This window comes from Rhizobium sp. WYJ-E13 (assembly GCF_018987265.1).
In the GTDB taxonomy this organism is placed as follows: Bacteria; Pseudomonadota; Alphaproteobacteria; order Rhizobiales; family Rhizobiaceae; genus Rhizobium.
Genome location: NZ_CP076854.1, coordinates 674,526 through 694,640 on the forward strand (window position 1 = coordinate 674,526; position 20,115 = coordinate 694,640).

Annotated in this window: 14 protein-coding genes and 1 pseudogene; 1 reads left to right on the forward strand and 14 read right to left on the reverse strand. The window is 60.6% G+C overall.

What is annotated here, in order from left to right; genetic code table 11:
- Positions 1-38 precede the first annotated feature (38 nt).
- From KQ933_RS24680 to KQ933_RS24700, 5 genes are read right to left on the reverse strand one after another with little or no spacing between them, the layout of a single operon-like run.
- A complete protein-coding gene (locus KQ933_RS24680) occupies positions 39-1,658 on the reverse strand; it encodes an ABC transporter substrate-binding protein (RefSeq protein WP_216760450.1) in 1,620 nt (539 codons plus the stop codon).
- A gap of 25 nt (positions 1,659-1,683) precedes the next feature.
- A complete protein-coding gene (locus tag KQ933_RS24685) occupies positions 1,684-2,604 on the reverse strand; it encodes an ABC transporter permease (protein ID WP_216760451.1) in 921 nt (306 codons plus the stop codon).
- Positions 2,604-3,452 (reverse strand): ABC transporter permease, encoded by an 849-nt coding sequence (locus tag KQ933_RS24690; protein ID WP_216760452.1) that lies wholly within the window; start codon positions 3,450-3,452, stop codon positions 2,604-2,606. The genes KQ933_RS24685 and KQ933_RS24690 overlap by 1 nt, the downstream gene beginning before the upstream one ends.
- Positions 3,452-4,033, reverse strand: coding sequence for an ANTAR domain-containing response regulator (locus KQ933_RS24695; protein ID WP_216760453.1), 582 nt, complete (start codon positions 4,031-4,033; stop codon positions 3,452-3,454). Before KQ933_RS24695 ends, KQ933_RS24690 begins: the two co-directional genes overlap by 1 nt.
- Positions 4,030-5,163: a transporter substrate-binding protein gene (locus tag KQ933_RS24700; RefSeq protein WP_216760454.1), complete on the reverse strand. Its 1,134-nt coding sequence runs from the start codon at positions 5,161-5,163 to the stop codon at positions 4,030-4,032. The genes KQ933_RS24695 and KQ933_RS24700 overlap by 4 nt, the downstream gene beginning before the upstream one ends.
- A gap of 426 nt (positions 5,164-5,589) precedes the next feature.
- Here KQ933_RS24700 and KQ933_RS33570 point away from each other — a divergent pair.
- A pseudogene (locus tag KQ933_RS33570) lies at positions 5,590-5,694 on the forward strand (LLM class flavin-dependent oxidoreductase); the annotation flags it as partial.
- 21 nt (positions 5,695-5,715) lie between these two features.
- Here KQ933_RS33570 and KQ933_RS24705 read toward each other — a convergent pair.
- The 9 genes from KQ933_RS24705 to KQ933_RS24745 form a co-directional block, all read right to left on the reverse strand.
- Positions 5,716-7,953, reverse strand: a complete 2,238-nt coding sequence (locus tag KQ933_RS24705) for a glycoside hydrolase N-terminal domain-containing protein (protein ID WP_216760455.1) — start codon at positions 7,951-7,953, stop codon at positions 5,716-5,718.
- A gap of 2 nt (positions 7,954-7,955) precedes the next feature.
- Positions 7,956-9,053: an ABC transporter ATP-binding protein gene (locus KQ933_RS24710; protein WP_216760456.1), complete on the reverse strand. Its 1,098-nt coding sequence runs from the start codon at positions 9,051-9,053 to the stop codon at positions 7,956-7,958.
- A 37-nt stretch (positions 9,054-9,090) separates the two neighbouring features.
- Positions 9,091-10,125 (reverse strand): LacI family DNA-binding transcriptional regulator, encoded by a 1,035-nt coding sequence (locus KQ933_RS24715; RefSeq protein WP_216760457.1) that lies wholly within the window; start codon positions 10,123-10,125, stop codon positions 9,091-9,093.
- Between the two features lie 140 nt (positions 10,126-10,265).
- Positions 10,266-12,317, reverse strand: a complete 2,052-nt coding sequence (locus KQ933_RS24720; RefSeq protein ID WP_216760458.1) for an alpha-L-fucosidase — start codon at positions 12,315-12,317, stop codon at positions 10,266-10,268.
- Positions 12,318-12,321: 4 nt separating this feature from the next.
- Positions 12,322-13,143 (reverse strand): carbohydrate ABC transporter permease, encoded by an 822-nt coding sequence (locus tag KQ933_RS24725; RefSeq protein WP_216760459.1) that lies wholly within the window; start codon positions 13,141-13,143, stop codon positions 12,322-12,324.
- Complete coding sequence (locus KQ933_RS24730; protein WP_216760460.1) at positions 13,140-14,099, reverse strand: carbohydrate ABC transporter permease; 960 nt, start codon at positions 14,097-14,099, stop codon at positions 13,140-13,142. The genes KQ933_RS24725 and KQ933_RS24730 overlap by 4 nt, the downstream gene beginning before the upstream one ends.
- Entirely contained in the window at positions 14,099-15,406 is a 1,308-nt protein-coding gene (locus KQ933_RS24735) for an ABC transporter substrate-binding protein (protein ID WP_216760461.1), read from the reverse strand. The genes KQ933_RS24730 and KQ933_RS24735 overlap by 1 nt, the downstream gene beginning before the upstream one ends.
- A gap of 308 nt (positions 15,407-15,714) precedes the next feature.
- Positions 15,715-19,002 carry a cellobiose phosphorylase gene (locus KQ933_RS24740; RefSeq protein WP_216760462.1) on the reverse strand — a complete coding sequence of 1,096 codons (3,288 nt, stop codon included), beginning with the start codon at positions 19,000-19,002 and terminating at the stop codon, positions 15,715-15,717.
- Positions 19,003-19,296: 294 nt separating this feature from the next.
- Entirely contained in the window at positions 19,297-20,052 is a 756-nt protein-coding gene (locus tag KQ933_RS24745) for an SDR family NAD(P)-dependent oxidoreductase (protein WP_216760463.1), read from the reverse strand.
- Between the last annotated feature and the right edge of the window lie 63 nt (positions 20,053-20,115).

Consider the following 20,115-nt stretch of genomic DNA (forward strand, 5'->3'; position numbering starts at 1 on the left):
TTCCCGGCGGAACCGGGAAGGCATTGTTTCCTTAAGGCTTATTGCTTCACATAGATCGCGTCGTAATTGATGACGCGTGTCGGATCGATGTAGATGTTGTCGGCGCCGCCCATGCGCAGCGACTTGGCGACGACGCGGCGTTCGTTGATGACGGGAACCCACGGCGCATCGGCCATGATATCGGTGAAGATTTTGCCCCAGGCAGCGGTGCGTTCAGCGGACTTTGCCGGATCGGACATGGAGTCGGCCGCTACAGCACGCTTGTCGAGATCGGCGTTGCAGTACCAGGACCAGTTCCAACCGCCCTGAACCGCGCCGGCACAACCAAGGATCGGGCCGTAGAAGTTCGACGGATCCGGGAAATCGGCAATCCAGGCCATGCCGCCCGACCAGATCATCGGCGCCTCGCCTTCCGTGCCGCCGGCCGAGATGACATTGGCCTGTGCGAGAGCACGAATTTCGGCCTTGACGCCGATGGCGGCGAGATCCTGCTGGATCGCCTGGGCGATACGCGGCTGCGGATCAGTGTTGGTCGAGTAGAGAACTGTTTCAAAGCCATCCGGGAAGCCTGCTTCGGCGAGCAGCGCCTTGGCCTTGGCGACATCATAGGCATAGCCGGTGAAGGACTTGTCGTAGCCGGGCATCAGCGGCGGCAGCGGCTGGTTGGCAGGGGTGGCGCGGCCGTTCAGGATGCGGGTGACGCGTTCCTTATTGATGGCCATATTGACGGCCTGGCGCACCTTCACATTGTCGAAAGGCTTCACCTTGGTGTTCAGGGTGATGTAGCCGGTGTGAAGCTGTTCACCATCGACGATCATCTGCGGGCCGTCGGCGGAGTTCTTGATTTCCAGGAATTTCGCTGGCGGGATGCCGTCGCCAGCGATATCGACTTCACCCTTCTGCAGGCGCAGCAGCGCGACCAGCGGCTCCTGGCCCACTTCGACCTTGAAGCTGTCGATATGCGGCATGTCCTTGACGAAGTAATCCTTGTTGCGCTCGAACACGAGCTGCTGGCCGATCGTCCAGTCCTTCAAGACGAAGGTGCCGGAGCCGACAGGCTTTTTGCCGAAATCGCCGCCAGCGGCATCCACGGCTTCCTTCGGCACGACCGATGCGAAGTTGATGGCGAGAACATGCAGAAAGGTCGCGTCGGGACGCGAGAGGTGGAAAATCACCGTGCCGTCGTCGGGCGTTTCGATGCCCGAGAGTGTCTCGGTCTTGCCGCCTGTCTCATCATCGAAGCCCTTGATAGCGCCGAAGAAGCCTGCACCCGGTCCCTGGGTCTTCGGATTGACGGCCCGCTCGATCGAGTACTTCACGTCCGAAGCGACAACTTCGCGACCGTTCGAAAACTTCACGCCCTTGCGCAGCTTGAATGTATAGGTGAGGCCGTCAGGCGAAACGGTAAAGCTCTCGGCAAGCGACGGAACGAGGTTCGGCGTGCCCGGCTCGTAGTCCATCAGGCGGGAATAAAGGCTCTTGATCATCGACCAGTTGACCCAGTCATAGCCGATGGCCGGGTCGAGCGTGGTGATATCGTCCTTATAGGTGACGACAATATCGCCGCCCTGTTTGGGCGTTTCCTGTGCCATGGCGGCGAGCGGCGCGAGCGCCACCATCGCTGCCATGGTCGTGGGTCGAAGCCAGCGTTTGAACATTAGGGTTCCCCTTCTTTGGTTGCTGTCAACGTGTGCGGATGCGTGGATCGATGAATGGGGCCACGAGATCGGCAAGCAGATTGCCGATGACGATGGCGAGTGCCGACGTCAGCGTGACGCCCATGATGATCGGTATGTCGACCTGCTGGATTGCCTGCCAGGCGAGCTGGCCGATGCCCGGCCAGCCGTAGACGGCCTCGACGACGACCACGCCACCCATGAACTGGCCGATATCGATGCCGATCATGGCGATGATCGGCAGGATGGCGTTCGGCAGGGCGTGGCGGAAGATGATGCGGTGCGAGGACAAGCCCTTGGCGCGGGCGGTGCGGACATAGTCCTGATTGAGCACGTCGATCATGGCCGATCGCACCATGCGCGCATACCAGCCGGCGCCGAGGACGCCGAGGGTGGAAGCTGGCAGCACGACATGGGCGAATGTGCCATAACCACTCATGGGCAGCCATCCGAGCGTTACGGCAAAGACATAAAGAAGGAGCAGGGCGACGACAAATTGCGGCGCCGAAACGCCGACGAAGGAAGCCATCATGACGAGCCTGTCAACGAACCCACCGCGGCGCACGGCAGCGATCGTGCCGAGCGCCAGCCCGAGTATCACTTCCACCAGGATGCCGGTGAGCATCAGCACCAATGTTGCCGGCAGGCGAGCGATGATCAGCGTCCAGACCTCGGTCTTCTGTGCGTAGGAACGACCGAGATTGCCGTGCACGAGATTGGCGAGATAGGTGTCGAACTGCACCAGAAGTGGCTGGTCGAGGCCGAGTTCGTGACGAATGTTTGCGACCGTCTGCGCCGTGGCGCTGCGACCGGCGATCATGCGCGCCGGATCGGCCGGCAGTGCATAGAGTAAGACGAAAGTGATGGCGGCAACGCCGAGAAGAATGAGGGCAGCCTGTACCAGCCGACGGAGAGTGAGGAAGACCATCAGCCTCTCCCGCGCTGAGTCGGATCGATAATATCGCGCAGCGCATCTCCGACAAGATTGAAGGAGAGCGCCGTCAAGAGGATGATTGCGCCGGGGAAGAAGACCAGCCAGGGGGCGGCCTGAAAGTAGCTCTGGCTTTCAAAGATGATGTTGCCCCAGGACGGCTGCGGCGGCTGCACGCCGATGCCGAGGAAGGAAAGGGTTGCTTCAAGCAGGACGGTCGTTGCGATGCCAAGCGTGCCCCAGACAATTGCCGTTGGAACGAGATGCGGCAGGATATGCAGGAAGAGCACACGCATATGGCCGGCACCGAGGGAGCGCTCGGCCATGATGAAGTCGCGCTCCACGAGCCCGCGTGTCTCCGTATAGACGATACGGGCGACCTGCACCCAATTGACGAGTGCAATCACCATGGCGACGATCCAGAGGCTCGGCCGCAGCAGCGCGGCGAGCACGATCGCCAGCAGCAAAGCGGGGAAGGCCATCATCAGATCGGTGAAGCGCATGAGGATATTGCTGACCAGACCGCGCATGTAACCTGCGAGGATGCCGATGAAGAGGCCGATCGCCACCGCGATGCCATTGGCGACAAGGCCGATGACGAGTGAGGTCCGCGCACCGAAGAGCATGCGCGAAAAGAGATCGCGGCCGAGCGTATCCGTCCCGAGCAGATAGGGGCCGCCCGGCGGCAGCGGCGCGCCTTCCAGCGACAGGCCGTCGAACATCTGCTCATCGGGGTTGAATGGGGCGACCCAGGGTGCGGCCACCGCAAGGGCGATGACGACCAGCACAATGATGAGGCCGAAAAGGGCTGTGGGCTGCCGCAGCATGGCTTTGATCACACGCATCAACCGGCCTCCGGCAGGGGTTCTATGCCGCCGATGATGAAGGCGGAGATCTGTTCCATCGGCAGGCGGCGACGCATGGCGCAGTTGCGCAGGATCGAATAGGCGCGTTCCTCATCCACCCCATGCGCCTGCATCAGTTTTTCGACGGCGGCATGGACGAGCGGACGCAGGCGCACGCGCTCTTCGAGATATTGCAGGCGTTCAGCCGCGCTCTTGCGCTCCTGATGAATGGAGACGGCCATGACGAGGGCCGGATAGACGGCAGAGGCGGCAATCGGCTTGGCGACGATCGCGCCGGCTCCCTGAGCAAGCGCCCAGGCAATGCGACCCGGCGCTTCCGAACCGAGCAGCGCAACGACGGGGCATGTCGGGGTGCTGCCACTCCATGGCATGAGATCGTCAAACCCCTGGTCGGCATCGACGATGACGATGTCGGGCACGCTTGCTGCAGAAAGCGGCGCCCATTGCAGGGTGGCTGAGAGGCCGAGAAGCCGGAGCTGGCGTATCAGCTTTTCCGTATTGCCGTCCTCACGATGCAGGACGACGGCATGCCAACCGGTGAAATTGGGTGTCTCCTTCATGATACTACCCGCAATTTCGGCAAAGCCGGCTTATTGCGGCCGGTCAAATAGGGATCTGCGGCAAGAGGCGGGCGGGACGCGATCACATCGAAACCGTTCTGGGTATTGATGCGGCCGAGATGGAAGGGCAGGGCGGCGTGGTTCGTCTCCTGGTCGATGTTGAGCGCGCCGAAGGGGGTCGCCCAGCTCTTGCCGTGGAGTTCCCGACGCACGGCGGAAGGTTCGTCCCCACCGGCAGCCACAATCGCATCGACGCAGAGACGCATAGCCGTGTAGGCGCTGGCAAAGACGCTCGAGACGCGGCGAGGCGCGCCATAATGAGCGACGATGCGCTGCTTGAAATCGGTATTCTCGGAGGTCGCAACGTTGTCAAAGTAGGAAGCTGCACAAAGCTGGCCGATCGCAGCGCCCGGCGCGATATCGTCAAGCTCACACTCCATCAGGTCGCAACTGACGACAGGGCAGTTTTCAGGCCGGAAGGCGGCATCTCGATCGGCAAGCCGACGGATTGCCTCATGGAAGGCATAGCTCGATGGGCCGATCAGATTGTTTAGGATGAAGCTCGGGCGGCGCTGCTCGATATCGGAGACGATGCGCTCGACCGCGGTCTCTTCGAGCGGCAGGTAGCGTTCGCCGAGCACTTCTCCGCCTGCATTGGCAGTCAGTTCGCGGGCGAGCCGGTTCATCTCCCAGCCCCAGACATAGTTGGCGCCGACGAGGTAGGGACGGTTGCCATAACGCGGGATCAGATGTTCGAAGAGCGGCAGCAGATGCTGGTTCGGGCAGCCGCCGACGTAGATGACGTTCTCGTTTGCCTCGAAACCTTCGTAGGGGCACATGTACCACAGCAAACCGTCATGCTTCTCGATCAGCGGGATGACTTCCTTGCGGGCGGCGGAGGTGATCGTGCCGACGATGTGGCGGCAACCGGCGCGTAATAGATGCCGGGCGCCCTCTAGATAGGCAGCAAGATCGGCCTGCGGATCGAAGAAAACCGGTTCGACCGAACAGCCGCTCGCTGCGGCAAATTCGGCGATTGCGAATTCCGCGCCGTCGCGTGCATCCCGCCCCATCGAGCCGTATGGACCCGTGGTCGAGTAAAGAATGCCGATTTTCAAAGCATCATTCATTTGTAAGCCAAAAAACCAAAAACCCCATGAGGGCGTCCCGTCAGCGACGGGGCCGTCATGGGGCGAAACTGCCCAGCGACTATCGAAGTCATGTAAAAATGCGGGGCTCTCTGCCTAATCCGCAGGCTTGAATAAAATACAGGCACTCCTGTTTTGTCAAGCGCGCCTCAAGCGAATTCTGGGCAGTCGGGCAAGATCAACGACTGCGCGCAACCAGCCCTGGAAATCAGCCAGTATATTAGCCTGATCCAGGCTTGGCGTGGCGCGATACGCGCATACGCTCAATGATGTGACGGCCGGAGCCCCGGACATGTTTGGCGACGGCCTGAGCGGCTCTTCGACATCCTGTGCCTTGATGCAGGCGATCAGCTCGCGATATTCCTCCAATACATTCGATTGTCAGCTGAGCGAGGTCGGGAACCGCCGGCTGATCGCTCACTGGAGCGTCTATATGCCGACCCCATTCTGCCGCATGTCCGCGAGCTCAAGCTGGAACTGCCCTATGAGTTCGAGCATGATGAATATCGCCAGAGATAAGCCGTAAGCTGTCCTTTAAAAAAGAACGCTTCCGTCGGCGAAACTCTCTCCGACGGTGAGGTCGATCTTATGTCTCGCCTCACCGAAGCAAAGAACCGTGCCCACATTGCGGGATGCCGTGAGGCCGATCTTCACCGGCCTGCTGTTCTCCCAGTCGAGATCGAGCAGCATGCCGCCACGCAAGCGCAGACCGCGGATCCTGCCGCGCGGCCATGCCTTGGGCAAGGCTGGGAGCAGGTGAATTTCGCCTGGGCGCGACTGCACCAGCATTTCGAGGATGCCGGCTGCCCCACCGAAATTGCCATCGATCTGGAAGGGTGGGTGGGCGTCGAAGAGATTGGTGTAGGTTCGCTCGGGGCTGATGAGCAGCTTGATCACATCGAGCGCATGATCGCCGTCGCGTAGCCGCGCCCAGAGATTGATGCGCCAGCCGATACCCCAGCCCGTAGCATCGTCACCGCGGATTTCCAGCGAACGGCGGGCGGCCGCGGCAAGCTCCGGTGTCTTGTCCATGTCGATCTGCCAGCTTGGATAGAGGCCGTAGAGATGCGAGACATGGCGGTGGTGCATCTCCGGCGCCTGCAGGTCCCAGTCTTCCAGCCATTCCTGCAACTGGCCCGCCGAGCCGATCCTGTCGGGCGGCAGGCGGGGCAGTATGCGGTCGATCTCCGAGACGAGCGCATCCTCGCCGCCGATTGAGATGGCGACGGGCCGAAGCAGATTGAGAAAATCCCGGATGATCTGGTTATCCATGGTTGGCCCCGCACAGAGCGAGGCGCCGTGCCGGTGGACATTCTCAGGTGAAAGCGAGGGGTTCGTCACCAGATAGTCCGTGCCCGGAAGCGGCACAAGCACATCGAAGACAAACTCCGCAGCCCCCTTGGCAAGCGGAAAGAGCCGCCGGCGCAGGCCATCGGCATCATCAAGATAGTCCGCAAGATCGAGCAGTTGGGCCATGAGCCAGGCGCCGCCGGTCGGCCACAGGCCCCATTTGGCACCGTCGATCGGTCCGGTCGCGCGCCAGAGATCAGTGTTGTGGTGCATGACCCAGCCACGGGCGCGATAATGCACCTGCGCCGTCTCGCGGCCAGTTTCGGCAAGCTCTTCCGCCATTGCGACAAGCGGTTCGATGCATTCCGGCAGGTTGGCCGGAGCCGGCAGCCAGTAGTTCATCTGCAGATTGATGTTGGCCGTATATTTGCTGCCCCAGGGCGGATCGGTTTCATCGTTCCAGATGCCCTGCAGGTTGGCGGGTTGTGTGCCGGGGCGCGAAGAGGCGATCATCAGATAGCGGCCGAACTGGACATAGAGGGCGGCAAGTGCGGGATCACGTCCCCCGGCAAAACCCGCAATGCGGCGATCGGTGGTCTCGATGGCGGCCGGCGTCGTGCCGAGATCGATGGCGAAGGAACGGAACAGCTTTTGATGTTCCGCCATATGGTCCCGACGCATGATCTCGTGGCTGCGCGCAGAGGCCTTTGAAAGACGCGCCGAGATGGTGCCGTCCGGATCGCCCGAGACATCGTCATAACGTCGGAAACTCGTCGCTGCATCGAGCAGGATCACAAGCTCGTCGGCATCGTCTACGGAGATGCCATTGGAGAGGCCCAGCATTCCTCCCTTGTTGATCACTCGGATGCCAAGGGCGAAGCGCAGGGCACCGGCAATGCCCCATTCGGCCTTGCCGGTACCGGAGAAGGTCAGTTGCGAGGCTCGTCCTCCGACCAGTTGGCCTTGTTGCGGGCTGTCGAGCGATATCCGGCATTTAATGGAGCGGGGTCGATCGGCCGAAAGGCGCAACACAAGCACACCGTCGAGCGCGGAAACGAAGGCTTCGCGAAAGAAGGTCGTGCCATCGGCGACATAAGAGGTCGTCGCGATTGCTGCGTCGAGATCAAGCGTGCGGCGATAGTTGGTGACGGTCCTTGAATGCGGGAAATCAATTAGGAGATCGCCGATCGGCTGGTAGGACATCTGCTTGATCGGCTGGGCCATCAGATGTTCTTCGGCCATTGCTTCCGCTTGCGCATAGTGCCCGGCGAATATCAGCTCACGTACTTTTCCGAGATGGCCGTAGGCATCGGGATTGACCGGCCGGTAAGGGCCACCTGCCCAGAATGTGGATTCATTGATCTGCAGCCTTTCTGAAATGGGATCGCCAAACACCATGGCGCCGAGCCGGCCGTTGCCGAGCGGCAGTGCGTCCGTCCAGAGCCGGGCCGGCGTGTCGTACCAGAGAAGATTGTCCGCCATGGTCATTCTGCGGGAATGCTGTTGGCCGGCTTGATATCGCGCACGCGCTTACCGTCGACACTGAAGAGCAGCGCTTTCCTGGCCGAAAAGCCGGCGCTTACCGTTTCGCCGGGGCGCAGAGCCCTCTCCGAGCGGTCCTCGACGATCACCGATTGGCCTGAGGTGAGCGTGCCATAGATGAAACGGGTTCCGCCGAGGTTTTCCACCACATCGACCTTGACGTCGATCGCGCCGCCGCCTTCATCATGCCCCGTGAAATGCTCCGGGCGGATACCGACCTTGACCGGCATTTCCTTACCCATGCTGACGATGCCCGCTCTGAAAACCGTGCCGCAATCGAGCCTGATCACCCCATCCGCACCGAGCGTGCCATCAAGGAAATTCATGCGCGGCGAGCCGATGAAACCGGCGACGAAGAAATTGTCCGGATCGTTATAGAGCGCGTCCGGCGTGCCCGCCTGCTCGATCTTGCCGGCGCGCATGACGACGATCTTGTCGGCGAGCGTCATCGCTTCGGTCTGGTCGTGGGTGACATAGATCATCGTTGCGCCGATGCGCCGATGCAGCTTGGCGATCTCGACGCGCATGGAGACGCGCAGTTCCGCATCGAGGTTCGACAGCGGTTCGTCAAACAGGAAAACGGCCGGGTTGCGGACGATCGCCCGGCCGATCGCGACGCGCTGGCGCTGGCCACCGGAGAGTTGAGCGGGCTTGCGCTTGAGCAGCGGCTCGATCTGCAAGGTCGCGGCAGCGGCGGCAACGCTCTTGTCGATATCGGCCTTGCCCATGCCGGCCATGCGCAGCGAGAAGCCGATATTCTGTTCGACTGTCATATGCGGATAGAGCGCATAGTTCTGGAAGACCATGGCGACGCCGCGTTCTATCGGATCTGCTTCGTTCATGCGTCGTCCGCCGATCGTGAGGTCGCCGGCGGTGATCCTTTCCAGGCCGGCGATCATGCGTAGAAGCGTCGATTTTCCGCAGCCGGAGGGACCGACGAAGACCGTGAATGAGCCATCGTCCACGCTCAGGTTAAGCCCCTCGATCGCCTGAAAGCTGCCGTAGGACTTGTCGATATCATGCAATTCTACGCTGGCCAAAGCTTCCTCCCTTTAACCGCCTGGCGGGCAGAACGCGTCAGGTGATCCGTCGCGTCGAGCCCCGCAAAATGATGTCGCATTCGAGTACGACGCTGCGCGTCGCTCCTCCCAACGGTTCCGTCAGGCGTTCCACAAGAATGTCCGTGATGGTTTCTGCGATGCTTGCCACCGGTTGGGCGACGGCGGTGATGCCGGCTTCATAGAGCCGGAAGATTGCCACATCGTCGAAGCTCGCAAGCGAAATATCCTCGGGCACATGCCGGCCGTTCTCCTTCAGCCAACTCAGCCCTCCGACTGCCATGCCGTAGTTGGCCGAAAAGATCGCTGTGGGCGGATTTTCGAGCGACATCAACCGCTTGGTCGCCTCATAACCGCCATCCATACGCCAGTTGCCGCGGGCCGCCAGTGTCGGATCGATCGTTATGCCCCGGTCACGCAGCGCCTGTTCATAACCTGCCAGCCGCTCGATGCCGGAGGAATTGCGCGGATCGCCCGTCAGGATTCCGATGCGGGTGTGGCCGAGATCGATGAGGTGGCTGACGATGCGGTAGCTCGCGCGATGGTTCTCCACCATCACCCGGTCTGCTGCCAGCCCACGGACGTCGTTGTTGTAGAAGATGATCGGAATGTCATGGTGGATCAGGTCGTCAACGCGGTCGTAGACTTCCGCCGTACCGTCCATCACCAGCGCATCGACGCGCTGCGCTGCGAAGAAATCCAGGGCTTCCGCAACCACACGCGGATCGCCGCCGTGGCAGTAGGTCAGAAGTGCTCGGCCGGTCTGGCGCACCGAATGGGCGAGATGCTCCAGCATACGAGCATGGAATTCGTCGAAGGTCGGCACCAGGAAGCCGATCATATGGGTAAGGTCGGTGCGGATCGAGGCGGCAGCGGCGTTGCGTCGGTAACCGAGGTCCTGGATCGCCCTCTCGATCTGCTCCCGGTTGGAGCGGCGGATCGTCTGGCCGTTGAGATAGCGGGACACGGTACCAACAGCGACATTTGCCACCTTGGCAACGTCGATGATCGTGGCTCCGCGCCTCCTTCCGGCCGTCTGGTCCGCTTGTCGCATTTCGAGCAGGCTCCTGCACTCATTCACGGGAAATGGCGCCCGATCAGGCGCCCTTCCGTCGTATAGCCCAGCGCTCCGCCGCCCACCAGTATTGCGGGCAGCATGCGCAAAGTCCGACGGCTCCCTGACGTCAATCTGCATTACGCGCCTTCGAAGACGACGGCGCTATGGATGCGCAGCCGCGGCACCGTGATGCTGATGGCGCCGTCGTCGCCGGCATTCCACGCCAGATCCTCACCCGTCATCGCGTCGAAGACGCGCTTCGGCTTTGCCGGCAGGCGCACTGTGGCATTGACCGGGCCGATCGCCGGAATGTCCTCGATCATCTCCATCACGCGGGTCGAGCCGTCATCGCCGCGCACGTCCTTGCCGCGGATCTGCGGCGGACCATAGAGCAGATGCAGGATGTGACGGTCATGTTCGATCTGGCGCGTCAGAGTTGCCCGACCGGACGACGGCAGGTCGGTCACCATTGCCGGGTTGGGGACAAGCCGGTCAAGAAGGCCGCGAACCAGATATTTGTAGAGCGGCTGGCCCATCGCCCGGTAGAGCCGGAAGATCGGATACGCGATGTAGGCCGCACCCTTGTGTTCGGTAACTGCCGCGCCCAGCATATCGGCATCCGGGTCGTCGGGCGCGTGCTGGTGCGAGCAGAAATGCTTATAGGACCGATTGAAGTAGGATGGAAAGATACCTGCCAGAACAGTCGCACCGACCGAACGGACGGTTTCCGCGTCGTCATAAAAGACGAAAGCCGTTTCCGGCATGGAGGCATCGAGGTCTTTGCCCGCCCTTACATAGCTCGGCTTGAAAGCGACGGGTGCCACGCCCCTTTCGATGCCGAAATCAATAGCGAATTTACCGTTCTCGTCGAGCCCGGAATGCCAGGAGGCGATGATCTTGCCGCCGCCGGCCAAATACGACTTCAGACGTGCGGCGAGCGCCGTATCGACGGGGATCTCGTCGGGCAGGATAAGCAGGCGATATTGTTCAAAGCGGCCCGATATATCGAGGACATCGAAGGGGCGTTTCAACTCCTGCAGCATCTGCGCGGCACCATCATCGCTTGGATGATTGCGTGCTCCCCTGGGGTTCATATGTTCGGCTGAGAGGATGGCGATCTCGGAGATTTGTTTTGCTCCTTCCAGGAAGGGTTCGAGCTTTTCGACGCGGTGATAGGCCGGTGCGATCGACGCATAGGTATCGGGATTGATCGCGCCATTCGGATGCAACTGGTCGCCGACCAGGCATTTGGAACCGAGCGCAATCATCTGGGCGCATTCATATTCCAGCGCATCCGGATGTTTGAAGCCGCCAAATTCGCCCCAGGACGTATGGAACTTGCCGGTATGGGCAAGGAAATCCATGCCCAATGTGGCCGCGTAGCGCGCGCTCGAAGGGAAGTGGTCGTAACCCCAGCCGCCGGTCGGCAGGCTTTCGAGCTCGAGATGCGAATAGGTCGAGAAGCGTTCCGGTCCCTGCTTGTGGATGTGACCGCAATTGTAGAAGACGCGCAGGCCTGGAAATTCCGCAAACAACGCCTCGCTGGTCTCGCGACGGAACTGCTCGTTGACGGCCTCGTCATTCTTCAGGCGGTCGGCCGGATTTTCAGGGTCGAGGCCCTCGCACAGCATGCGTTCGACGCAGGCGGGGCAGACGCAGTCAGGTGTCAGAATGATATCGAAGAAGAGCCCCTGTGTCGGATAGCTCTGCGCCACCTCGCGCGCCTGTTCGAGAATATAGTGCCGCAGGCCTGCATGGTTGAGGCAGAGCGTATGCCAGGCGGGGCTAAGCTGCTTGCCGGCGGAGGGATCGGCCGGCCGGTCGTGGTGGTAGCGGTTCGAGGCGCTCATTGCACGCCATTCGGGATGTTCGCGGGCCGTCAGCTCGTCCCATTGTACGGAAATATAGATCGGGCTTTCGATATCAGCCGCCGCCAGCGCCTTCACCATGTCGCCGAGCAGGTCCGGGCGGGCAAGTTTCGGATGCGGCTTGCCGACCTTGGTTGGATAATAGGACCAGCCGTGATGGCACTTGGCGAAGATGGTGATGGAATCGACATGGGCCGCCTTCAACGTCGAGACGAAGGCATCCGGATCGAAATCGGCGCCGATCCCGGGGATATGTTCCGACGTATGAAAATCGAGATGGATCTGGCGGTAGCGTAGCGGCTTGTTCGTGGTCTTGGGCATGGTCCTATTCCTTTGCGCCGGTGCGTGTCTGCGAACCGGCGGCGAACTGACGTTGGAAAATGAGGAAGACAAGCAGGGGGACGATGGTGGTGAAGATGGCCGCCACCGATCTCAGGTCCCAGTTGATCTCGTAGCTGCCGGAAATGCGGGCGAGCAGCACGGGAAGGGGTACATCGCTGCGCAGAAGGAGCATGGGCAGCAGGAGCGCATTCCATGTCCACAGGAACTGCAGGATGCCGGCGGCGAAGATCGGTGACAGGCTGTTCGGCAGCACCACATGGCGGAAGGTTGCGAGCGGCCCGCAGCCGTCAATCTTGGCGGCTTCCACCAATTCCCTAGGGAAATCCTCGAAGAAGTTTTTGACGAGGAAGATCGACCAGGCGAATGACAGCCCGACATAGGGGATGAGCACAGAGAGGATGTTGTCGATCAGCCCCATATCGCGCCAGAGCGTGAAGAGCGGAATGATAACGACCTGCTGCGGCAACACGAATGCATTGATGATGATGATCAATAGCACTCGGCGGAAGGGAAATGTCAGGAAGTGGAAGGCATAGGCGGCAGCCGGCGTCAGCAGCATGGTCAGCGCCGTCGCAATGCAAGCCGTCTTCATCGTGACCCACATGGAGTCTGCGAGCGGATATTTGTCCCAGACGCGGCGCCAGGCATCCAGCGTAAGATCGAAATGATCGAAGCGCCACCAGCCGAGCGAGACACCCTCGGGCGGGCGCAACGAGGTAACGACGATGCCGATGATCGGGATCACCCAGATGAAGGCGACGATGCCGACGACGACGATAATCCAGCGGGGAGCCTTTCCGATCATTTCGCACCTGCCGTTCGCTGGATGATGGCCGGGATCGAAACGATGAGAACCGCAAGGAGCAGGATGACGGTGGCGGCAGCCCCATAGCCCAGCTTGAACTGGGTCATGGATTCCCGATACATGAAGTAGCCGACGGTTTCCGTGGAGCGCACCGGCCCGCCGCCGGTGAGAATATAGATGATGTCGAAGGCGCGCAGTGCCGTGAGCAGGTTGATGAAGACGGCGACGCGTACACCCGGCATCGACAGTGGCATCATGATGTGCCGCATGGTCGAGACCGGTTTGGCGCCATCCATGTAGGCGGCTTCGAGCACGGATTTCGGTATTGCCTGAATGGCGGCGAAGATCAGCATCAGGGGCAGGCCGACACCGCTCCAGGAGGCGGCAATAATCAGAGCCCAGAGGGCAGTATTGGCATCGCCCAGCCAGGCATGCGCGAAGCCGGGAAAGCCCAGAAGCTGGATCAACGAATTTAGCAGACCACCCGCATCCGGCCGATAGATGCCGATCCACATATAACCGGACACCGCTTCCGAAATGCCGAAGGCAGCGAAGATCATCACGCGGAAGGGCAGGGTCTGTCGTGGTGCGAAAGCACACAGCATCGCCAGAACCCAACCGATCGTCACCGAGATCACAGTCGTGCCGATGGTGAAGATCAAGGTTGTCAGCAGCGTGTTGCGGAAGGCCGCGTCGGCAAAGAGCCGCACATAATTGCCGAAGCCGATGAAAACAGGCTTTCTGAGCCCCTGGATATCCCAGAAGCTCAGCCGGATCGTTTCTGCCAGCGGATAGATCACGGCAATCGCAAACAGCACGAGAACCGGGGCAATCAGGATCAGTGCGGCGGGCGTGTCCCTGAGCAGACGCCGACGGCTTTTGGTGCCAGCCGCCAGCGGAGAACCCTGCATCACGCCCGCCGCTTCCCGCACCGGGGAAGCGGAGGTATCAGCCATCAGTAGGAACCCTTGGCCTTGGTCTCGATAGCGGCAAGAACCGTATCGATATTGGCATCGGACGGATCCTGCAGGAATTTCTGAAGCTGAACGCGATACTCGTCGACGAGATCACCCGGCAGAAGGTCGCCGAGCACGAATTGCAGCTTCGAGCTTGCAACGGCCTGCGTCGCCACTTTCTGTACTTCGCCATAGAGCGAAGCATCGACGTTGCTGCTTGGCGAGGCATAACCGGCCTTGGCGAGAATGTTGGCGGCCTCGGCACTCGTCCAGAAATCGAGGAAGGCATCTGCCGCCTTGGGATTGGGGCCATTCGTCGTCACCAGCAACTCCTTGGCGTCGACGCTCGATGTATCGTCATGGCCCATGCCGAGAGACGGGAACTGGAACAGACCGTAATCCCTGCCTTCGGTGAGTTTGTAGTCGTTCTTGGCACGATTGTTCATCCACATGCCGATCAGCAGGTAGTTCTTGGCATTGGCCTGGAAGACCTGATCGGCCTCGCCGTCCCAGTCGTTGGCAAGCATGGTGTTCGGCGCCCCGCAGCAGCCGGACGTCAGCATCTCGGCGTATTTTGTCAGCGCTGTCTTCACAGCTGGATCGGTCCACGGGATTTCATGAGCGCCAAGCTTCGCCGCCGTCTCCACACCTGCGGTTCTGAGCAACAGCGTTTCAAACCATTCGGCATGCGCCCAGTATTTGCCGGGGATCGCGATCGGGGCGGCATAGCCCGCCTTTGTAAGCTTCGCGAAGGAGGCGACAAATTCGTCCCAGGTCTTCGGCGGTTCGGCAATACCGGCCTTGGCGAGATGCTCCTTCTTGTACCAGATGCCGGAGCGGTCGCCGAACGTATAGGTCAGGCCGTAAGTCTTGCCGTCGATGGATCCGAGATCCTTCCAGGACTGGCTGACGAGCTTGTCCCAACCGAAGGATTTCCACTGATCGTCGATCGGCCGGAGCATGCCGGCATCGACAAGTTCCTTGCGGAAGGCCGGCCATGTGTTGAAGAGCACGTCGACGACCTCGCCGCCCATCAGCGCGGTGCGGATGCCGCCGCGCATGTCACCCTGGCCAGTGATGGCGACTTCGCGGATCGTCACATTGGGGTATTTCGCCAGAAAGGCCTTCTGGATCGAATGCATCATGTCGAGTTCTGAGCCGCCGAGCCAGTTTAGAACGACGAGTTCACCACTCACTGCGTCCTGTGCCCGTGTCGCCCCGGTCATGGCCAATAGGGCGGTGCTTCCTGCTCCCGCGAGCAGCGTGCGGCGACGAATCTCGGAGTTAAATTTACTGCTGCTGGTCATGCCACGTCCTCCCAAACGTTGACTGTTGCCGTCATGCATTCAATTTAATTGAAACGTTATCATCTATTTTTCTGCGAACAAGTCTTTTTATCGATAAACAAACAGAATGCGCATAAGCCACTGGAATATAACGAATGATTATGAACGGCCTCGCCCAATTTCGCACGCGCGTCAAACTATAAGCGCGTCTGTCGGAGCGCCAATTGACATGTTTGACAGACATTCTCCCGTTGCGCAGTCGCACGAAAGATAACGGCAGGCCGATAAGGCCTGCCGCACATAACTCATAGGGCAATATCGATCGAATTCTAGCGTTTCGGTGCCTTCGACGGAGCCTTCAGCCGGCGCCAGGGTGCATGATCCGTCTTGATTGTGATCGATGCGGAAGACGGCAGCAGCGGAACACGCTTTCGGCGTCCGAAGTGGCGTTTGAAGCCGAGGATGTTTTCGACGAAGCTCCGGGTAAAGAGGCCCGGGCCGCTGGAATAGATGCGCCAGCCGCCATCGACGTCGATCTCGCCCTTCTTGACCTGATCCCAGTCGCTTGTCGCCCGATAACGATCAGGGAAAGCGGCGTCGCTGCTGCTGAAGTAGGTGTTGCGCTGGCGCAGTGACGCATGCGGCAGGGCGTCCGTGACAGCGATCGGGTTGGCGACGCCGATCGTCTTCCACAGGGCCTTTGCATCCTCGGCGATGGCAAGCGTTTCGCAGTAGCGCAGATGCGCATGCACATACATGAGGCCGATCTCGCGGCCGAAGAAGGACGAGGATTCTGCGCGCCGGAACAGCGTTTCCGGGCCGCCGGCATATGTCGCGGGCCTCTCCATCAGGCGCACGCCGTCGGGGAAGAGCAAGTGCTTCTCGATCAGCTTCATGTGCTGTTGCCGCTGCTCCGGCGTGAAGAGCTTGCCGAGCATCGCCTGCGTCATCGAGATCAGCGAGTAGTGCAGCCCCGTGCGTTGGTCGTCAGGATGCAGCAACAGTTCGACGCCATCGTGGGCGGGATCGAAGATGCCGTAGCCGGCAACAACGCCATCGCGGATTAGGTGCCTGTTGAAGTCGCGCCGCATGGCGGTGGCGATCTTGCGCAAGCCGGTTGCGTTCGCGCCCTGGCCGATGCGGCGCAGGATGGCGGAGTAGCGCACGAGCTGCTCATAGAGCAGGGAAACGGTCCAACTGCTCACCATCCAGTCGCGCAGATGCGGATCGGCCGGCTGCAGGGAATCGTTCCAGTCGCCCTCGCCATAGCGGATCAGATGCGTGCCGGGGATGAAACGCTCGCGAACGGTATCGAGAAGCTTGTCGACATGCACGGCGATCGTATCGGCCCGTGCCTTGCCCATGGTCTTGTCATCGCGCCAGGAGACTTTTTCATCGAGGATGGCAAGGTCTCCGGTCGCTTCGATATAGTCGCAGAGCGCTTTCAGCGGCCAGACGACGATATCGCCATGGCTGTCGCCGGAGCGGATGTTGGAATAGGGCTCCAGCATGAACCATTGCGGCCAGTCGCCCTTTTCGAGAAACTGTTCGCTGAAGACCGTCTTCACCACTTCCTTGGCTTCGCTATCGTGCTCGTAGGCAAGCAGGAATTCAATCGGCCCCTGGCAGGCGTCACGCGTACCCCAGGCTGCCCCGGTATATTGTTCGAGCCCATGGGGCACACTCAGATGCACGATCGCATCATGCGCAAGCCATGGCAGCATTGCCGCATGCGCTTGAGCCTCGGCTTTGGGCTTGTCGAACGTCAGGCCGCGGATGGTGTGCTGCCAGAAGCGCGATGCCGGTGTCAGCATCGCTTCCTGCGTTACGCCGCTTGCGTAGCGTTCGGCCAGGCGCTCAGCCTCCGCCTTATCTGTCATCGAGCCGACGACAGCGAAGGAAAACGATTGTGTTTCCTTCGACCGCAGGGCGATGAAAGCGCCGTTGCGGGCAATGCCATCCTCATAGAGAAGCTCGTCTCCGCCGATTGCCTCCAGGACATCGGGTGTCGGGCTCACCAGCCAGTAGCTGGCATCGGGATACCGTTCGCCCCAGAGCCAGTGCGGATCCGGACGGAAGAGAATGCGTTTGGCATCATTGTCGAATTCGACATGGCCGCTCGTATCATATTCTCGCTCTCCGAGAACAAGATGGCCGAAGACGAGGAACCGGCAGGGCTTTCCCTCGACCGAAACCGCCCATTGCATCGCGGCATCCTCCCCGGACGCCGCGGCTGTCACGGTGATGGTGCGATCGGCAAGACGATAGATCCAGCGGCAGTCGCTGAGGCCGATCTCGAAGACGGAAGGAACAGCGAGAAGCTGCCAGCCCTGGCCTGCGTCGGTCAGGATGCGCAATCCGGTGGTCCGCGTCAGGTTATAGGGATCGCGGGAGACGGAAAACAGCTTGTGGAAGGAGGTATTGCCGATCGTCAACTGTGCCGCGAAGATGCCCTGCATCCAGCAGGTAGAGGCCAGTGTCGCATCGTCGAGTAGCATATTCTGCCCGCTGCGCACGATCGCGCCGTGGCGGCGTGCGACCAGCAGTTCTTTCTCCTGAAGTACGACGTGGCGGTTGAGTGAACCCTCGGGCACGAAAAACGAGAGGAGCTTTCCATCCACACGCTCTTCGAGCATGCGCTCGGGATAGAGGCGGGCGATCGCCTTGTCGTCAAGCGCGTCGACATCAAGAAGCGCGGCATCCTGCAGGATGCTGCGCGGCGGCGTTCGCTCTGCCGGTCTGGAGCCGTTCTTTTCGATCGTGGTCAGATGGTTGAGGCGGGAAAGATCGGCATCATCAGATGCCGCCTGATGATCATTAAGGAACAAGCCGAAGAAAGTCGCCGTCACGCCCTCGGCAGATACGGAGAGCGGCTTTGATTGAAGTGCAGGACAGGCCATTTCATGCTGACGGCGCTGGCTCGGCAGGTCCGTGCCGAAGGGGCCAACCAGCAGATCGTCGCTCCGGGCGGCCGATTGCACGAGCTGGATTGCGTCGGTGGCATAGGCGGCGACGCCTTCGAGGCAGCCCTGCGCGAGCCATGGATTGCGCCCGCCACCTTGCTTCAGGTTCTGCCTGTTCATCACGACAAAACCGAATGCCGGATGCTCGGCAATATGGTGGTCGACATATTGCGAGGCGTAGGCCTCGCTGTTCATCAGGAAGCCACGATCGCCAAGGCCGATATCCTGAACCAGCACGAGATCGGCCGGCAGCGTCTCCTTGCCGGTATGCGTCAGCGTAACCTGCCAGAACCACGTCGTCTCGGCGGGGGTGAGCACGAGGCTCACCTGATAGTGGACATCTGCGACATCGCCGCTCCAGAAAAAGCCCGTCTCACCGTGGCCGAAGCGACCTCGCGCCCGAGGCCCGACGATCTCTGCAACCGCGGGCTTCTTGCCGCCGATCCGCAGGTAAAGACGCCCCACGCCGCCGGAAAGCGGCGATCCCTGGATCTGGTTGATCTGCACCGATCCGAGGCTATCGACATAGTCGATGGAAAAGAGCGCGCCGTTCGGCAGTGCGGATATGGAGAGGCCGGAGCCATTGGCGATTGTCAGAAGGCCAAGGTCGTCACGGCGGGGCATTTGCAACTTGCGATTCAGTCTCGAAGACATGTGAGATCTCGTGTCGCCTAACAGGGAATCGGAGAATGACGCAAAAATGTTTGAGCCAAATAATATCCGTTGTCACTGAGTTAGATCAGTGACGTGCTGACGAACTCGCATTAAAGCGCAATAAACATTGGCTCAAAATCGAGGACAGCAGAACCAATCCGCCTTGGCGCCTCGACGACGGAGTATTGAAGCGATCACCTTCCGAACGTCGAGGAACAAGATTTTCTCGGGGAGGGCAGATGCATCGAAGACATCCGAGGCCGGTCCGGCGTAACGCCGAACCGGCCTGGCTGACTAGATATTCTGACCGCCAGACACTTCAATGCGCTGCGCCGTGACCCAGCCGTTGTCAGGGCCAATCAGGCTGGCGATCATCGGGCCGATATCGTCGGGCAACCCGACGCGGCCGAGGGCGATCATGTTTGCAAATGCCTCGTTATAGGCTGGCGTATCGCGAACCGCGCCGCCCAGGAAATCTGTCGCGATCGCACCTGGAGCGACCGTGTTCGCCGTGATACCGCGACTTCCAAGCTCTTTCGCCATGTAGAGCGTGAGGATTTCGACCGCTCCCTTAGCTGCAGAATAGGCGGAAAATCCCGGATAGGAAACGCGGGTGAGGCCGGACGAGAAATTGACGATACGGCCGCCATCGACAAGGAGCGGGAGCAGGGTCTGAGTCAGGAAGAAGACACCCTTGACGTGGACATTGAAGAGATTGTCGAACTGCGCTTCGGTGGTCTCCGCGAAACCCGCCATCTCACCGTGACCGGCATTGTTGATGAGGTGATCGAAATTGGTGCGCGACCAGGTAGCCTTCAGAGCGGATCGAACGGCTTCCGCGAAGGCCGGGAACGCCGATATGGTGCCGACGTCGAGCTGCAGCGCCACTGCCTTGCGGCCGAGAGCTTCTATTTCGGCCACGACAGCCTTGGCTTCTTCTGCGCCATTTCGGTAGGTCAAAACAACATCGCCACCATGCTTGGCGATGCTGATGGCCGTGTTACGTCCAAGGCCACGGCTGCCGCCGGTTACGATTGAGATTGTCGTCATAGGTCAACTCCTTTTGTGCTGATTGCTGATCAACACAATGCCCCCAAGCCGATGGGAACTGCT

What these genes read in the sequence shown, in the direction of transcription:
- KQ933_RS24735 (WP_216760461.1), bottom strand. Translation starts at nt 15,406, where the DNA reads ATGACCAGCAGCAGTAAATTTAACTCCGAGATTCGTCGCCGCACGCTG.
- KQ933_RS24705 (WP_216760455.1), bottom strand. Translation starts at nt 7,953, where the DNA reads ATGGCGGACAATCTTCTCTGGTACGACACGCCGGCCCGGCTCTGGACG.
- KQ933_RS24725 (WP_216760459.1), bottom strand. Translation starts at nt 13,143, where the DNA reads ATGATCGGAAAGGCTCCCCGCTGGATTATCGTCGTCGTCGGCATCGTC.
- KQ933_RS24700 (WP_216760454.1), bottom strand. Translation starts at nt 5,163, where the DNA reads ATGAATGATGCTTTGAAAATCGGCATTCTTTACTCGACCACGGGTCCA.
- KQ933_RS24720 (WP_216760458.1), bottom strand. Translation starts at nt 12,317, where the DNA reads ATGCCCAAGACCACGAACAAGCCGCTACGCTACCGCCAGATCCATCTC.
- KQ933_RS24680 (WP_216760450.1), bottom strand. Translation starts at nt 1,658, where the DNA reads ATGTTCAAACGCTGGCTTCGACCCACGACCATGGCAGCGATGGTGGCG.
- KQ933_RS24745 (WP_216760463.1), bottom strand. Translation starts at nt 20,052, where the DNA reads ATGACGACAATCTCAATCGTAACCGGCGGCAGCCGTGGCCTTGGACGT.
- KQ933_RS24740 (WP_216760462.1), bottom strand. Translation starts at nt 19,002, where the DNA reads ATGTCTTCGAGACTGAATCGCAAGTTGCAAATGCCCCGCCGTGACGAC.
- KQ933_RS24695 (WP_216760453.1), bottom strand. Translation starts at nt 4,033, where the DNA reads ATGAAGGAGACACCCAATTTCACCGGTTGGCATGCCGTCGTCCTGCAT.
- KQ933_RS24690 (WP_216760452.1), bottom strand. Translation starts at nt 3,452, where the DNA reads ATGCGTGTGATCAAAGCCATGCTGCGGCAGCCCACAGCCCTTTTCGGC.
- KQ933_RS24730 (WP_216760460.1), bottom strand. Translation starts at nt 14,099, where the DNA reads ATGGCTGATACCTCCGCTTCCCCGGTGCGGGAAGCGGCGGGCGTGATG.
- KQ933_RS24685 (WP_216760451.1), bottom strand. Translation starts at nt 2,604, where the DNA reads ATGGTCTTCCTCACTCTCCGTCGGCTGGTACAGGCTGCCCTCATTCTT.
- KQ933_RS24715 (WP_216760457.1), bottom strand. Translation starts at nt 10,125, where the DNA reads ATGCGACAAGCGGACCAGACGGCCGGAAGGAGGCGCGGAGCCACGATC.